The sequence below is a fragment of the Helicobacter apodemus genome (assembly GCF_000765745.2).
Classification (GTDB): domain Bacteria; phylum Campylobacterota; class Campylobacteria; order Campylobacterales; family Helicobacteraceae; genus Helicobacter_D; species Helicobacter_D apodemus.
In genome coordinates this window covers 51939-67712 of sequence record NZ_JRPC02000001.1, presented here as the reverse complement: position 1 = coordinate 67712, position 15774 = coordinate 51939, and the positions used below count along the sequence as shown (strand labels likewise).

Annotated in this window: 17 protein-coding genes and 2 tRNA genes; 8 read left to right on the top strand and 11 right to left on the bottom strand. The window is 34.7% G+C overall.

What is annotated here, in order from left to right:
• The first annotated feature begins 145 nt into the window (after positions 1-145).
• The 8 genes from aspS to pseH all read left to right on the top strand — a co-directional run bounded on the left by aspS (position 146) and on the right by pseH (position 7267).
• Complete coding sequence (gene aspS / locus LS72_RS00320) at positions 146-1897, top strand: aspartate--tRNA ligase (protein ID WP_034554645.1); 1752 nt, start codon at positions 146-148, stop codon at positions 1895-1897.
• A gap of 9 nt (positions 1898-1906) precedes the next feature.
• Positions 1907-2479, top strand: a complete 573-nt coding sequence (locus tag LS72_RS00315; protein WP_034554644.1) for an adenylate kinase — start codon at positions 1907-1909, stop codon at positions 2477-2479.
• 9 nt (positions 2480-2488) lie between these two features.
• On the top strand, positions 2489-3007 hold the full coding sequence (gene ppa, locus LS72_RS00310; RefSeq protein ID WP_034554643.1) for an inorganic diphosphatase: 519 nt from the start codon (positions 2489-2491) through the stop codon (positions 3005-3007).
• A gap of 120 nt (positions 3008-3127) precedes the next feature.
• On the top strand, positions 3128-4147 hold the full coding sequence (locus tag LS72_RS00305; protein WP_034554642.1) for a DctP family TRAP transporter solute-binding subunit: 1020 nt from the start codon (positions 3128-3130) through the stop codon (positions 4145-4147).
• Positions 4148-4157: 10 nt separating this feature from the next.
• The gene (locus LS72_RS00300; protein ID WP_238700647.1) at positions 4158-4778 is read left to right on the top strand and encodes a TRAP transporter small permease; all 621 of its coding nucleotides are present in this window, start codon (positions 4158-4160) and stop codon (positions 4776-4778) included.
• A gap of 1 nt (position 4779) precedes the next feature.
• Complete coding sequence (locus tag LS72_RS00295; protein ID WP_034554641.1) at positions 4780-6054, top strand: TRAP transporter large permease; 1275 nt, start codon at positions 4780-4782, stop codon at positions 6052-6054.
• A 2-nt stretch (positions 6055-6056) separates the two neighbouring features.
• Positions 6057-6806: a cytochrome c biogenesis CcdA family protein gene (locus LS72_RS00290; protein ID WP_034554639.1), complete on the top strand. Its 750-nt coding sequence runs from the start codon at positions 6057-6059 to the stop codon at positions 6804-6806.
• Positions 6803-7267: a UDP-4-amino-4,6-dideoxy-N-acetyl-beta-L-altrosamine N-acetyltransferase gene (pseH, locus tag LS72_RS00285; RefSeq protein WP_034554638.1), complete on the top strand. Its 465-nt coding sequence runs from the start codon at positions 6803-6805 to the stop codon at positions 7265-7267. Before LS72_RS00290 ends, pseH begins: the two co-directional genes overlap by 4 nt.
• A gap of 941 nt (positions 7268-8208) precedes the next feature.
• Here the strand turns inward: pseH and LS72_RS00275 are convergent.
• The 11 genes from LS72_RS00275 to cydB all read right to left on the bottom strand — a co-directional run bounded on the left by LS72_RS00275 (position 8209) and on the right by cydB (position 15770).
• A complete protein-coding gene (locus tag LS72_RS00275; RefSeq protein WP_194145512.1) occupies positions 8209-8622 on the bottom strand; it encodes a LysE family transporter in 414 nt (137 codons plus the stop codon).
• A 290-nt stretch (positions 8623-8912) separates the two neighbouring features.
• Positions 8913-9524 (bottom strand): recombination protein RecO, encoded by a 612-nt coding sequence (recO, locus tag LS72_RS00270; protein WP_034554877.1) that lies wholly within the window; start codon positions 9522-9524, stop codon positions 8913-8915.
• Between the two features lie 20 nt (positions 9525-9544).
• Positions 9545-9621 (bottom strand) — tRNA-Arg (locus LS72_RS00265).
• Positions 9622-9624: 3 nt separating this feature from the next.
• Positions 9625-9700 (bottom strand) — tRNA-Ala (locus LS72_RS00260).
• A gap of 43 nt (positions 9701-9743) precedes the next feature.
• Positions 9744-10340 carry a dephospho-CoA kinase gene (gene coaE / locus LS72_RS00255; protein ID WP_034554874.1) on the bottom strand — a complete coding sequence of 199 codons (597 nt, stop codon included), beginning with the start codon at positions 10338-10340 and terminating at the stop codon, positions 9744-9746.
• The gene (locus tag LS72_RS00250; RefSeq protein WP_034554873.1) at positions 10337-11143 is read right to left on the bottom strand and encodes a spermine/spermidine synthase domain-containing protein; all 807 of its coding nucleotides are present in this window, start codon (positions 11141-11143) and stop codon (positions 10337-10339) included. The genes coaE and LS72_RS00250 overlap by 4 nt, the downstream gene beginning before the upstream one ends.
• Before the next feature lie 74 nt (positions 11144-11217).
• Positions 11218-11655 (bottom strand): META domain-containing protein, encoded by a 438-nt coding sequence (locus tag LS72_RS00245; protein ID WP_034554872.1) that lies wholly within the window; start codon positions 11653-11655, stop codon positions 11218-11220.
• Positions 11656-11666: 11 nt separating this feature from the next.
• Positions 11667-12536, bottom strand: a complete 870-nt coding sequence (locus tag LS72_RS00240; RefSeq protein ID WP_052087361.1) for a hypothetical protein — start codon at positions 12534-12536, stop codon at positions 11667-11669.
• A 49-nt stretch (positions 12537-12585) separates the two neighbouring features.
• Positions 12586-13899 carry a M20/M25/M40 family metallo-hydrolase gene (locus LS72_RS00235; protein WP_138154861.1) on the bottom strand — a complete coding sequence of 438 codons (1314 nt, stop codon included), beginning with the start codon at positions 13897-13899 and terminating at the stop codon, positions 12586-12588.
• Complete coding sequence (locus LS72_RS00230) at positions 13883-14548, bottom strand: 3-methyladenine DNA glycosylase (protein ID WP_034552499.1); 666 nt, start codon at positions 14546-14548, stop codon at positions 13883-13885. The genes LS72_RS00235 and LS72_RS00230 overlap by 17 nt, the downstream gene beginning before the upstream one ends.
• A gap of 97 nt (positions 14549-14645) precedes the next feature.
• On the bottom strand, positions 14646-15770 hold the full coding sequence (cydB, locus tag LS72_RS00225) for a cytochrome d ubiquinol oxidase subunit II (RefSeq protein ID WP_034552496.1): 1125 nt from the start codon (positions 15768-15770) through the stop codon (positions 14646-14648).
• Positions 15771-15774: the final 4 nt, after the last annotated feature.

Genomic DNA, 15774 nt, shown 5'->3' with positions numbered 1-15774 from the left:
TAAAATAAATATAGAGAATATCAAGCAAATATTATGCCAAATTTTAGATTAGTGTTTTTAAAGGGGAGGTAAATACTAATGAAAACTTGTAGGTTTTTTTGCTACAATCCCAAAATTATTTTTGTAAATTTTAGGAGCGGATATTGTGAGAAGCCATTATTGTGCAGAGATAGGTGAGCAAAATATTGGAGAGGAGTTAAGTGTTTGTGGTTGGTGTAATACCTATAGAGACCACGGCGGAATTGTATTTATTGATTTACGCGATAGAAGCGGGATTGTGCAACTTGTCTTTGACCCAAAAGATTCTGCAAAAGCCCATAAAATCGCTAGTGAAGTGCGTGATGAGTTTGTTTTATTAGCCAAAGGAATCGTAAGAAAGAGAGGGGAGGGGCTAGACAATCCTAAGCTTAAGACAGGAAACATTGAAATCTTGGTGCATTCTTTGGTGATTGAAAATAGAAGTCTTACCCCCCCTATTAGCATAGGGGATGAAAATGTGGGTGAGGAAGTGCGTTTAAAATACCGCTATTTAGACTTAAGAAGCCCAAGAATGCAAGAGATTTTTATTATACGTAGTAAAATAGCTCAAGCTGCAAGAAATGTTTTAAGTGATTTGGGGTTTTTAGAGATAGAAACCCCTGTTTTAACAAAAGCCACTCCCGAGGGAGCAAGGGATTATCTCGTGCCTAGTCGGGTGCATCATGGTGAGTTTTATGCACTTCCTCAAAGTCCCCAACTATTTAAGCAGCTTTTAATGGTGAGTGGTTTTGATAGGTATTTTCAAATCGCTAAATGTTTTAGGGATGAGGATTTAAGGCTTGATAGGCAGCCAGAATTTACGCAAATTGACTTAGAGATGAGCTTTTGTAATCAAGAGGATGTGATAGAGGTGGCGGAGCAGGTTTTAAAATCTATTTTTGGTGTGTGTGGGATTTGTATTGATGCACCTTTTGAGCGGTATTCTTATGCAGAAGTTATGGAAAAGTATGGGAGTGATAAGCCAGATTTGCGTTATGGGTTGCCTTTAGTAGAAGTGGGGGATTTGTTTGTAGAATCTAGTAATGGGGTTTTTGCCTCTATTGCAAAAGATACTTTGCATAATCGCTTCAAGGCTTTGTGTGTGAAAGGTGGGGATAGCTTTTTTAGCCGCAAAACCTTGAGTGAGACAGAGGAGTTTGTCCGGAAGTTTGGGGCTAAAGGTTTAGCTTATATTCAAGTTAAAGAAGAGGGGGCTAAGGGTCCTTTGGTGAAATTTATCTCAAAGAGTGCTTTAGAGGATCTTTTAAAGAGGGTTGGTGCAGAGATTGGGGATATTGTTTTTTTTGGTGCGGGAGAGAAAAAGTTAGTATGGGATACTATGGGGCGGTTGCGACAAAAAGTCGCTAATGATATGGAATTAGTCGATGAGGGGGCTTATAAACTCTTGTGGGTTGTGGATTTTCCTATGTTTGAAAAAAATGATGATGGTTCTATTTCTGCTTTGCACCACCCCTTTACAATGCCAAAGAACTTAGAGAGTGAGGATATTTTATCTATTCAATCTGTGGCTTATGATGTGGTGTTAAATGGTTTTGAAATTGGTGGAGGAAGTATTAGAATCCATAAAAAAGAAATTCAAAATCGGGTTTTTGAGCTATTGGGGATAAGTCAGGATGAAGCTAGAGAAAAATTTAGCTTTCTTTTAGACGCCTTAGAGTTTGGAGCTCCACCGCATGGGGGATTAGCTTTTGGCTTAGATAGGATTATTATGCTAATCTCTAAAGCGAAATCTATACGTGATGTTATTGCATTTCCTAAAACTCAAAAAGCGACTTGTCCTTTAACTAATGCACCAAGTGCAGCTAATGAGGAGCAATTAAGAGAATTACATATTAGGGTAAGAGAAACCAAAAAATAAGGAGTTAAATTGAAAAAATTATTTTTAGTCATTGGTGCACCAGGAAGTGGGAAAACAACAGATGCAGAAATCATTAGTAAAAATAACGCTCAAGTAATGGTGCATTATTCTACAGGAGAGCTTTTAAGGGCAGAAGTGGCAAGTGGTAGTGAGAAAGGTAGGCTTATTGAAGATTTTACAAGTAAAGGTAATCTCGTGCCTTTAGAGATTGTTGTAGAAACTATTGTAGAAGCTATTGCTAATGCACCTAAAGAGGTCGTGTTAATTGATGGATACCCTAGAAGTAGCGAACAAATGGTAGCACTTGATAGAATTTTAAAGGATAAAAAGAGTATTGCGCTTGTTAGTGTTATTGAAGTAGAAGTTAGTGAAAAAATAGCTTGTGAGAGGGTCTTAGGACGCGCAAGGGGTGCTGATGATAATGCGGAGGTTTTTAAAAACAGGATGAAAGTGTATTTGGAGCCTTTAGCGGAGATTCAAGACTTTTATACCCAAAAGGGTCTTTTGCATAAGATTAATGGAGAGAGAAGCATTGAAGCAATTGTAGCGGATATGGAGTCTTATATCAAAAGCAAAATTTAAGGAGAAAAAATGGATTTAAATAAAATTGAAGTAGGGAGTAATCCTGATAAGCTTAATGTGGTGATTGAAATTCCTTATGGCTCTAATATCAAATATGAGATTGATAAAGAGAGTGGGGCGGTAGTGGTTGATAGGGTAATGTATGGTGCGATGTTTTATCCTGCTAATTATGGCTTTGTGCCTAATACTTTAAGCGATGATGGAGATCCAGCTGATGTTTTGGTGCTTAATGAATATCCTCTTCAAGCAGGAAGTGTGATTAAAGCTAGGCTCATTGGGGTTTTGATTATGGAGGATGAAAGTGGGGTTGATGAGAAGCTTATTGCTGTGCCTATTTCTAAGATTGACCCAAGATATGACAGAATCCAAAGCTTAGAGGATTTGCCGCAAATCACACTAGATAGAATCAAAAATTTCTTTGAAACTTATAAGACTTTAGAGCCTAATAAGTGGGTGAAAGTTAAAGAATTTCAAGATTTGCAAAGTGCAAAGAGAATTTTAGATAAGGCAATTTCAAATTATCAATAAAGAGTTTAGAGGGTTTCAAAAAGTAATAATGTATAAAATTTTGAAAAACTAAGGAAAATTTGAGCTTTTTAAAAGAAGTTGTGTGGAATTATAGAGTTTTTACTTAAATAAGGAGTTGTTATGAAGATTAAAATATTCATTGCTATTTTAGGCATTCTTGCTTTTATTGGTTGTGGAGATAGTAACACTAGTAGTGTTAGTAAAGCAGATTCTAAAAAGGTTTATGAAGTTAAGTTTTCGCATGTCGTGAATGTTAATACCCCTAAGGGCAAAGCGGCGGATTTCTTTGCTAAGAGGGCGGAAGAGTTAAGTAATGGTCGCTTGAAAGTTTATGTCTTCCCTTCTGCACAATTAGTGGATGATGATAAGATTTTTCAAGAATTAAAACGCAATAATATCCAAATGGCAGCACCAAGTTTTTCTAAATTTACACCTTTTGTTAAAGAATTTAATTTTTGGGATATTCCTTTTTTGTTTAGGGATACTGAGCATTTGCATAAGGTAATGGATGGAGAAGTAGGGGAAATACTTAAAGATGTTATCGCTAAAAAAGGCTATGTTGCATTAGATTATTGGGATACGGGATTTAAGCATTTTAGTAGTAATAAAAAACCTATTGTTATTCCAAGTGATGCGGAGGGGCAGAAAATGCGGATTATGAGTTCTAAGGTTTTAGAAGAGCAGACAAAGGCTATTAAGGCTATACCGCAAGTCTTACCTTTTGGGGAAGTGTATTCAGCTTTGCAAACAGGGGTTGTAGATGCTGCGGAGAATCCTCTTGCGAATTTTTATAATTCCAAATTCTATGAGGTGCAAAACTCTCTTACTATTTCTAATCACGGCTATTTGGGTTCTTTAGTGGTGGCAAGTGAAAAATTTTGGCAAGAGCTACCTCAAGATTTGCAAGAAGTTATAAAAAGTGCGATGAAAGAAGCGACAATGTTTAATCGGCAAGAGGCTAAGGAGGATGAAAGATTATTATTTGAAAAACTTAAAAGTGAGGATAAGACAAAAACTCAAATATTTGAGCTAACTCCAGAGCAAAGGAAGGAATGGGAAAAGGTGATGATTGGTATTTATCCAAAATTTTATGATTTAGTCGGTCAAGATTTGATTGAAAAGACTTTGAATATTCCTTAAAAGAGATAGTTTGAATACAATAGCATTATTTTTGCAAAAACCTTTTCTTTGGATTCATCATAACCCAAAGATTAGGAAATTTTTTAAAACACTTGATAGGATTATCATAACCATTAATAAAAATATCGCGGTTTTTGGCTTGGGCTTAGGTGTGTTTATCACTGCTTTAAATGTGTGTGTGCGGTATATTGCGGGATTTTATCCGGATATTGGTTCGCTTACTTGGGCTGAAGAGGTGGCACGATATTGCTTTCTATGGTCGGTATTTTTTGGTGCTGCTTATGGATTTAGGAAAGGTGTGCATATCTCTGTTATGATGGTTATTGAAAAACTTCCTCCCTTTTTAGCTAAGATATGCGTGATTTTTTCGCATTTATTAACCTCTGTATTTTTAGGCTTTATGTTTTATGCGAGTTTAATGGTGATTGTTTTGAATTATGAATTAGGTTATATGAGTGAGGCATTGCATAATGTTCCTTTGTGGGTGTTTTTACTTTGCTTACCTCTTGCCTTTTTGGCGGCAACTTATCGCAGTGTAGAGAAGATTTATGAAACCTCTTGGATGAGGGCGGAAAAAATTGCTAAAAATACTAAAGAGGAAATGCTACACGATAGTGTGATTAAAGATTAGTATGAGTATTGTTTTTTTATTGCTTAGTTTATTTGGTTTGTTGTTATTAGGGATTCCTGTTGCTATTGCTTTGGGTGTGAGTGCCACGTTTGCGATGGTGTTTTTTAGCTCTTATGATATTTTAGCAGTGCCAGAGATTATGTTTAATGGACTAAAGCCTACCTTTATGGCTATCCCTATGTTTATTTTGGCGGGTTCTTTGATGAGTAAAGGAAGCTCGGCACGTAGGATTATTCAGTTTGCTAAAAGCCTTGTAGGGCATTTGCCCGGTGGGCTTCCTATGAGTGCGATTTTGGCTTGTATTATCTTTGCTGCTGTGAGTGGAAGCTCACCTGCAACGGTTGTTGCTATTGGTTCGGTGATGTTTGTCGCGTTAAAAGAAGCAGGTTATCCTAAGAGTTATTCTATAGGGGCTATTACTTCAGCGGGGAGTTTAGGGATACTCATTCCACCCTCTGTTGTGATGATTGTTTATGGCGTTACTGCAGAAGTTTCTATTGAGAAGCTATTTATGGCAGGAGTGATTCCGGGATTAATGGTTGGTGCTATGATGATGCTTTATGCTTATTTTGACGCTAGAAGGCTTGGGTTTAAGGCAATACAAGTAGCGAGTTTTAAGGAGCGATGGCAAAAGTTTAAAAATGCTTTTTGGGCGTTGTTAATCATTGTTGTTATTATTGGAGGGATCTATGCAGGAATTTTCACCGCTACCGAGGCAGCAGGGATTAGTGCGGTGTATGCCCTTATTATTTCTGTATTTGTTTATAAAGATATTAAATTAAAAGAGCTTTATTCGGTATTTCTTGATGCAGCTATAACGACTGCTATGATATTTTTAATTATTGGATTTGCCGTTGTTTTTGCACATTTTCTAACCAGTGAGCGGATTCCCCATATGATTGCGGAATATCTTATTGCTATGCATATGAATTGGTGGCTATTTTTGATTTTTGTTAATCTTGTGTTGTTTGTTATGGGGCAGTTTATGGAGCCTAGCTCTGTGATTTTGATTATGACTCCTTTATTGCTACCTATTGCTACACAATTAGGCATTGATCCTATTCACTTTGGGGTTGTAATGGTTGTAAATATGGAGCTTGGTATGCTAACGCCACCTGTTGGACTTAATCTTTTTGTGGCTAGCTCTTTAAGTGGCTTAAGCTTAAAAGATGTAACGCTTTGTGTAATTCCTTGGTTATGTATTTTATTGCTTGGTTTAGGGCTTATTACTTATATACCACAGATTTCACTTTGGTTACCAAATTTGATAGGATGAATATGGAAGAATCTTTGCTTGTATTTTTTGATAAGGCCCCTCTTATCATTAGTTTTTTAGCGGGGATTTTGACTTTTGTTAGTCCTTGTATTTTGCCTTTAGTGCCTATTTATCTCTCTTATATCTCTAAACGTTCTTTAGAGGAGCTAAAAGATAATGGAGGACTTTCTTTTAAAGCACGATTAGGGATTTTTAAAAGTGCAGTATTTTTTGTTTGTGGAATGGGGGTTGTGTTTATTTTATTAGGTGCGGTTGCGGCTAGAATTTTATCCGGAGGGATTTTGTTAAGCCCTTATGTAGGCTATGTTACCGGAGGGATTTTAATGCTTTTTGGATTGCATACTGCTAGGATTATCCAAATTCCTTTTTTGAATTATCAAAAAACCTTTTTGCAAAAAGAAGCCAAAATATTATTTTTCAAAGATTTCTTTGCACCCTTTTTATTGGGGGTTAGTTTTTCTTTGGGTTGGACTCCTTGTGTGGGTCCTATTTTAGCAGGGATTATTTCTTTGGCGAGTTTAGAGACTAATGCGGGTATGACTTTGATGGCGGTTTATACTTTAGGGCTTAGTATTCCTTTCTTGCTTAGTGCGGTGCTATTAGGCTATATCTTTGGGTATTTTAATAAAGTTAAAGCTTATTTTAAATGGATTGAATGGGCTTGTGGGGGCTTGTTAATACTTATTGGAATCTTAGTAGCAAGTGGGCAAATGGCTTTTATTTCTGCTTATCTTATAGAACATTTGAAGTGATAGTATTAAAAAATTTCGCGCAATTACAAGCTCAAGAGAAAGCTTTGGTTTATAAGTGGAGAACGCATAAGGATGTAGCTAGTTATATGAGAAATGAAAAGATTTCTTGGAAGGAGCATTTGGAGTTTTTAGAATCTTTAAAAGGGGATTTAAGTAAGAAATATTTTTTAGTTTTTTATGGGGATGAAGCCATAGGTGTTATTGATTTTGTGGATATTTGTGAGGAATCTTGTGAATTTGGAATGTATCAAAGCCCTAATTTAAAGGGTTATGGCGGAGTTTTAATGCAAACTTTATTACAATATGCTTTTGAAACCCTAAAAGTTAAAAGTCTCTATGCTAGAGCCTTTAATACTAATACTAAAGCTATTAGCCTTTATTTAGCCTATGGCTTTAACTTCTTTAAAAAGGATTGCTTAATGAGTTATTTTGTTAAATCTGCGGGGGAGGGGGGATTATAGAAGTTTAATTGCCTCTATTTTATATCATAACTGCTCTAAAAAATTCTTTACCACCATAACCACACATCAAGGATGGGTTTTTTAGATTTTCCCTCTATCCTCTGCACACACTTAAGCTCATAGGGTTGCTTATGACCAACATTCGCACGATTTATATATTGCATTATTGCTTTATCTGTTTTTTTGTCCTATTAAAGCATTTGGCAAACGCCACACAAATGGCAAAATACATACTTATTGCCCCATACACTCACACACAAAGGCGTTATGAACTAATATAAACTAATGTTTAAATGAATAATTTTAAAAAGTGAAAATCAATTTTTGAAGCAAAAAGTGCAGTTTTGGCACAAAATTTCTGCAACCCCATTGGGTTTCTACCCCCCCCCCGCCTTTTAGGTAAAAATTCCTACAATTTGGATAGACTGCAAAAAATGGCACAAATATAAGAATGCCTTATGTATTATCTTATATCAAAGATAAACATAAACAAGAACAAAAAGAATATCAAGAAAAGATAAAAAAGAATCCTAAATAAAACTTCCTAAATTAGAGTCCTATGCTGATTATAAAGAATCTCTAAAAGAAAAAGAATGCTTGACTTATAAACTAGGGGAAGCTTTTATAAAGGCTAATTTTGTGCGGGGGGGGGGGGCGAATATTTGCACCTTTATTTGCCTACATCACATTCTTCAAAGAAGTGCGTAAGTTAAAGAGGGAGTTTAGGGAGAAAAAGGCAAAAAGATAAAAGTTTATATTAATCTTGTAGCAATAAGTAAGTTTTACTTTGCTATTGTAATGTTTTATTGCTTTGAAATAAGATTAGCAATATCGATTTATCTTTTGGATTAAAGAGGTAGAAATATGCTTACTGAAATTCTAAAGTCTTTAATGCTTAGATGCGCTGTAATGAATTTGTTTGCTAGCTTACCTAGGCTATGTTAGTTGTATTGATCTATAAGAATCTCTATAGCACTTAAGGTAAGTAAAATTGCCATTGTGAGATTTGTGATTTTATAATGCTTTACTAAAAAGTTTTTTAACCCAATACTTGCAATAACCCACAAAAGCCATTCCACAATACCCAATGATAATAGAATAAAGCACAAAAGAACTTGTATAAAAAGGCTTTGATAATAAGGTAAAACAAAGGAAATATGTATTGTGATAACATAAAGAATAATTTTCACATTGATAAGTTGTAAGAAAAAGGCGTTGAAAAATCCTAAACTATCATTATTACTATTGCTCTCTAAGTCTTGTGGCTTGGATTTAGCGATTTTATAGGCGAAATAAAATATATACAATGCACTAGGAATTTTTAAGATTCCTAAAGTATTCGGGCAAAAGCTCAATGAGTAAATGAGTGCTAAAACCGTAGAGAATCATTACAGTGGCAAATTCTGCATAAATACCAAAAATTAATCTTTTACTTTGCGTGTAGCCATAATTTATTACGCTACTTAGGGCAAGAATGTTATTTGGTCATGGAGTTATTGCAGCAATAATTATATAAAGACTAAGGGAAATAAAAGTTTCAAGCTCCATAATGTTGCCTTGTTGTGTGCTTTTGTTTGGATTTTGAAGTGGTATTGTAGCAAAAATTAAGAGATAGTTGTTTAACTTTTAAGGTGTCCTTTCAAAATTATAGTCCAAGCATTAAAAGATTCCAAAGTTTTTCTATTTCTAGTTCCTCTAAAAATTCTCCTTGATTATTAAACCAATGTAGTAAGGATTGTTGTTGAAAGGATTCCCCTTGCATACAGGCTTTATGACCACAAACCATACTCCTGCCAAGCACAATTTCTTCCTTAAGGGGTTTTTGACAGATTAGGCAGGATTGTAAGGTATTGTTGCGTCCTTCAAAGGCTAAAAGCTTAACATAAAGATTAAGGATGGCTCGTTTTGGTTCCTCTTTGGTTAATCGTTTCGTGCCTTCCTCTAAATGGTTGAAATAAAAAGAATCCAATACCATAATATCTTTTAAGTGGTGGTTAAGCAGTTTTAAATATTGTTGCCAATAATAGCGGATAGAAGATTCTCTCTCCCAAGGGAAGCTTAGGTGTATAGGCTCTCTTAATTTAGCTATTTCCCTTATATCTTGCTGGATAGTGAAATCAATTTTATTGCCAAGATGAATAATGCTATGCCTTAAACCATAAAAACGATAGAGTGTATAGAGGTGATTTGGGGTTAGGACTTTTATAAGTAAATCCTCATCGCGGATTCTTTGCGTGTGTAGTATAAAGCCTTGCATATAAGCCTTTGTTGCCACTATGGTACGCCCGGAGGAATTCGAATCCCCGACCTACAGGACCGCAACCTGTTGCTCTATCCAGCTGAGCTACGGACGCATATGGTGGAGTGTAGGAGGATCGAACTCCTGACCTCAACGCTGCCAGCGTTGCGCTCTCCCAGCTGAGCTAACACCCCTTTGAAAAAAGCCTAATTCTAGCAAAAAAAGCTTAATTTTGCACTAAAATTTGATGTTAGGCAAGTAATTTTGCAAATACTTCTCTATTTCTTTTTGTAGATTTTTCAAGTCCCCATTATTATTAATTACATATTTTGCAAGTTTTTTCTTTTGATGTAGTGGTATTTGTGCGTTAATACGTTCTAATATAGCCTCATCACTTAAGGCATTGCGTTTTTTGATACGTTCTATCTGTGTGGATTGCTCGACAAAGATTAATAAGGTTTCTTCTATGTCATAATGTTTAGTTTCAAAAAAAAGGGGAATGTCTATGAAATAGGGGATATTTTTTCCATCTAAGAGATGGGATTGTTCTAAGATATATTCTTTGATTCTTGGGTGCAAGAGATTTTCTAATTTATTCCTTAAGGCTTTATTTTTAAAAACGATATTCGCAAGCTTTTTTCTATCAATTTTTCCTTCTGTTAAAATAATATCGCTAAAAATTTCTATGACTTCCTCTGTGCTTTGCTCTAGTGCTTTATGTGCGATTGTATCGGCGTCAATGATAGCGTATCCATAGAGTTTTAGTAGTGAAGCTGCAGTGCTTTTCCCGCTACCAATCCCACCTGTTAAAGCAATAGCATATTGAAAATTCAATTTTTAGCAACACCCAATAAAGATTTTTTAATTGCCTTAGGCAGGGTAAAAGCACTCAAATGTAAGTTTGCGTGATAATATTGCAAATCTTCTAGCATATCCGCTCTTTGGAGCATAATATCTGCTATGGGGTGATATTTTTTAGAGGCAAAGATATAGCAATCATTCATATCAAAAAACAAAGGCATATAAAAGGGCATTTTTACCTTAAAGCTATCATCTAAACTTTCTAAAGTTTTGATAGCCTCTTTAGTATCTAGTAATAAATGGGGGCATTTTATGATCATAATCCCATCCTCACTTAGGAGATTATAATAAGATTCATAGTTCTTTTTGCTTTCTAAGCAGAGGATAATATCATAGGGGTTATTGCGTTCTTGGTTTTGTTGAATAAATTCATTTTCTAATTGGGGAATATGGGTAAAGCGTGGATTATCAAGCACTTCTTGATAATGTGGCAGGAAGCTAATAAGGGATTGTAAAACCTTTAAGTCAAATTGTAAAAAATCAACTTTTATTTTTAAATGACGTAAGAGTTCATAGGCAATTTCTAGGTTAAAACTTCCTAATACTAAGACCTTTTTAGGTTCTTTATGTGAGCAAACTGCAGTATGTGCTAAAAACTCACTTTGGAGGGTAACAAAATTTTTAAACATTATTGTTTCATCAATTAAAGCAATGCCTCCAAAAGCTTGTGCGTTAAAGATTTCAATATTATGTTTATTGCCCTTAGTTTCTAGGAGTTTGCTCTCTATTTTGTATTCTTGTTGGAATTTTTCGTTATAAGTTTTTGTTAGCCACATCAATAACCTTTAAAATTTTCTTATAAAGTTCTATTTGTAAGCCTATTATAGTTTAGTTAAAAATATCTTTAAATTTATTGCATTTCTAAAGAAAAAGAAGCATTAGAAAAATTAATTTTTTTGCCTTTGAGTGTGATTTCACTGCTTGTATTTAAAAAGCCATTTATCATTTCTGCTTCTATTTCCATAATATCATTTTCACACATTTTTCTTGTTACTCCCGCATTCCCAATTGTTATTTTGTTGCCCTCTATGGTATAAGAGCCAAAAAAATTATTGCACCCAAATTTACCAAAAACTTGTTCCCCCTTAAAGCCAATAATAAATTCTTGTTCTTTTTCGTAAGAGAGAATAGTTGTTAATTGGTTGCTTGTATAATTTTCAATCTTCCATTGTTTTTTAGAAGTGAGAATCTTCTGAAAATATTCATCTTTATAAGAGGCATTTTTAGTAGCACAAGCACTAAGGAATAAAAAAATGCTAAGAGATACAAGAAAAGATATTTTTTTCATCAAAATCCCCTTTAATCAAGACGAATAATATTGATTTTAGCATTAGAACGTAATTTTTCGAAATGCTCATAAATAATATAATCTTCTTTTTGATTCATTGTTTTTTGTAAGATAGTATTTTTAACAAATTCATAAGGTAGAAGCGTCGGGTTATTTTTCTTAAGGATTAGAAAACTAACAAATTGTCCATCAATGGGATAAATGGGGGTAAAAGTATTGGTTGCAGTTTGTGCAAAATCTGCCATAATTTGTGGATTAAGTTCAGTAGTTTGCAAAATTTCATTTTCTGTAAAAACATCAGAATGGGTTTGGCTTTTGTCTCTCATAGCTTGTTCTAATGCCTGTGAATTGTAGCTATAAAACTTCACTACTTCAATGCTTTGAGGTACGGAAAATTCTTCTTGATGGGTGTTGTAGTATTCTTGTAAATCTTTTTCATCGGTTAATTTCAAACTATCTTGTGTGATACTTTGATAAAGCTTGGTTTTGATGAGGTTGTCTTTGATTTCTTGTTTGTAAGCATTCCAATCTTTCCCATTTTCTTGCATATAGGAGCGAATATTCTCAACACTTGTTTTATTAACTCTTGCAATGCGTTCAATTTCATTACTAATATCTAAATCAGTGATAATGATATCACGTTTTTTAATTTCTTGTTCGTGAAGTTGTTTATTAATTAGTATATCAATAGCTGCATCTTGATTGACTTTAGCCCCTTGCATAGTAGAATAAAGATCTAGCAATGTGATAGGATCACCATTGACAAAAAAAGCAATTCCATTGACTAAAGAGGGGGCAGCATAAGAGGAACTAATAAGAAACGCACTAGTAATAAGGATTTGTTTAAAAGGTTTTATTGAAAGTAGAGTTTTTGTTCGCATAAGAAATTCCTGATTTTTGGTTAGTATTTTAGCAAAAATCTCTTAGATATTAAGCCATTGTTTTTAGTATTTTTTGTAAAATTTCCCAAAAATGTTGAAAACTTGCTATATCTAGCTTTTCATTTAAAGAATGCGGGTGCAATATCGTAGGACCTATAGAGACAAAATGGATATGCGGATATTTTTGTTTTAAGATTCCACATTCAAGCCCAGCGTGAATACTTTTTAAATACGAGTTTGGATTATATTTTTGGTAGATATTCCATACTTTAAAGAGTAATTCCCCCTCCTCTTTCTCCCAAGGGGAGTAGTAATCTAGGAGATGAGCTGCAAATCCTAAATCCTCTAAAAATGTTTGTTGTTTTTGGATATTTTCTTGCATAAGGGATTCTTCATTGCCTCTACCCATTAAAAAGAGGGTAAAATTATCTTGATGCTGCTCTAAAATCCCGATATTGCTTGATAAGATAGGGGCGTTATTGAGTGATTTTAAAACCCCATTTCCTACCTTTAAAAGAGATTTTGCTAAATCCTTGCAATCATAGCCTTCATTGGGGGAATCTTTTAATTTGCTAATACTAAAGGACTCTTTGGGTAAATGCTCTATTAAGGTTGTATGTTTTGGGGGGCAAGCGATTTTTAAGGTCGCATTAACAGGAATGGAATTGCGTTTTTCTCCTCCAAAAAATCTTAAAACAATGCCCTCTGTGGCTTCTACAATCTTAGCAAGCTCTAAGAGTGCATTAGGGATATTTTTGTGTATTTCAATCCCACTATGCCCTCCTATGAAGTTTTGGGTATGTATTGCGTAGTATTGAAAATCTTGTGGAATGGGAATCTTTTTGAAAGTTTTTGTAGCCTTTAAATCATAGCCTCCAGCGCAGCTAAACACAACTTCATTAATATCCTCACTATCGCAATTAATCATAAAGGGGGATTGTGGCTTTAAGGCGATATTTTTTGCCCCAATCATTCCTATTTCTTCATCAATGGTAAAGAGGCATTCTAGGTTATCAAAGTATTTAAGGGCTAGAAGCATACAAGCTAAGGCCACTCCATTATCCGCTCCAAGACTAGAGCATTGTGCTTTAAGCCATTCTTTATTTTCTATACTAAAGAATTGTGGTTGGATAGAAAAGTCTTTGCATTCCCCAACATAAACCATATCATAATGCCCTTGTAAGCATACCTTTGGGATTCCTTTAGAGCATAAAATATTCCCTATGGTATCCTCATAAATCTTGACACCAAACTTACTGGCCTCTTTTTTAATCCATTCTTTCATTTCCTTGCAATCTTTGCTAGGATGAGGGATTTTACAAATTTCTAAAAACACTTCTAAGGGTTCAAAATTTGTTTGCATTTTTGCTTCTTTTTATGGGATTTTCTTTAGAGTATTCTACTATTTTTCCGTGAAATCTAGCATAAACTTTAAAAAGTGGAATTTCCTCTTTATAGAGCTTCGTGATTTTATCATAATGTTCTACTATCCCCTGCATTAGCCATTGCTTAATCTCCTCATAACTCTCTAAGGTGTAGCCAAAGCTTTGAAGCAGCCTATAAGTATAAGTATCTACAACCATTTCCCCCCTTAAAAGCCCATAGCAGAGAATACTATCGCAAGTTTCATTCCCAATGCCCTTTTGGGAGAGTAGCCACTCTCTTGAAACTTCTGTTTTAAAGGTAGGAAAATCCCTAAAATCCTTTAAGATATTTTGACTTAATAAAACAATATACTTAGACTTTTGTCGGAAAAATCCTAAATCTTGCATAAGGGATTGTAGAGAGTGTAAAGGGGTATTAGCAAGTAATTCTAAGCTAAGGAGATGATGGGTTTTAAGCCTTTGTAGGATTTTGAAAGCTTGTTCCCATTTGGTATTTTGCACCAAAATAGCCCCTACTAAGACTTCAAATTCTCCAGCATTTGGCCACCATAATGTATGGGGTGGATTTTTCAGATAACCTTTTTGCTTTAGCCAACAAAGTAAATCAAAGCTATTTTGTATCTTCATCTTTTTGGAGATGTTGAATATTTAAAAGCACAAAGCGGTAGCTTATGTAAATTATTAGTGGCCACAAAAGTAATAAAAAAGTCGTCATTCTCTCTCCTTAATAACTATGTGTTTGTTCTTGTAATTCTTTTTTAGTGAGTTTTACTCTATCCATTAGAGACCATACATAGATGATATAAGCTAATACAAAGGGGACGAGCAGGCTTACATATCCCATTACGCTAAGGGTATAATAACTAGAGCTTGCGTTATAAATCGTAAGAGAGCTTTGTAAATCCACGAAACTAGGATAAAACGCACTCTTGCCAACCCCTAAACTTGCCATAAGGGCAAAAACACTCAAGACACTACCTAAACCTAAGGCAAAGATTGCCTTTTTATGTCCCTTATACCCTAAGAATATCCCTATTAAAGCCAGTAAAACACCGATTAAAAAGATTCCCATTAAGAGGGGTATTTGGAGAAAATTCATAAGATAAAGGTATTTTTGCAAAGAAATAGTAGAATCCGCATTCATCAAAAATCCCTCCTTAGTAAAAATCCAGAAAAGAAAACCCAAGAAAAAAAGTAAGAATAAAAGAGCATTGAAAGTGAATTTTTTGATAATCCTCTGTCTTATTATTGCCTCATCAATATGGTTTAAAAAATACCCACAAGCTAAGATTCTGCTTAAGAATATTAATGCAAAACCCAAAAGGAAATTATAAGGATTAAGCAAAGCCTCTAAACCCCTAGCAGAGCCAACCCACGAAACAAAATGATGAGAGTCTAATGTGAAATTTGCCCCGCTAAAAAAGGTGCTTAGTGCAACACCAATAAGAAAAACCCCCAAGATTCCATTAAGCAGTAAAAAGATTTCATAGGTTTTAGAGCCTAAGAGATTCCCTTCTTTTTTGCGGTATTCATAGCTAACTGCTTGAAGTATGAAGCAAAAGAGGATTAAAAGCCAAACCCAATAAGCCCCGCCAAAACTTGTGCTATAAAAGAGAGGAAAGGCTGCAAAAGCCGCCCCACCAAAAAGCACTAAAGTCGTAAAACCAAGCTCCCATTTTCTGCCTAAAGAATTAATAATAAGGGCTTTTTCCTCTTCATTTTTAGCAAGCTCAAAGAGCATTCCTTGCCCACCTTGCACGAAAAACATAAAGCTTAAAAGCCCAGCAAGTAAGCTAAAAATTAGCCACCAATAGATTTGTAATTGTGCTAAATCTAATCCAAAAAACATCAAC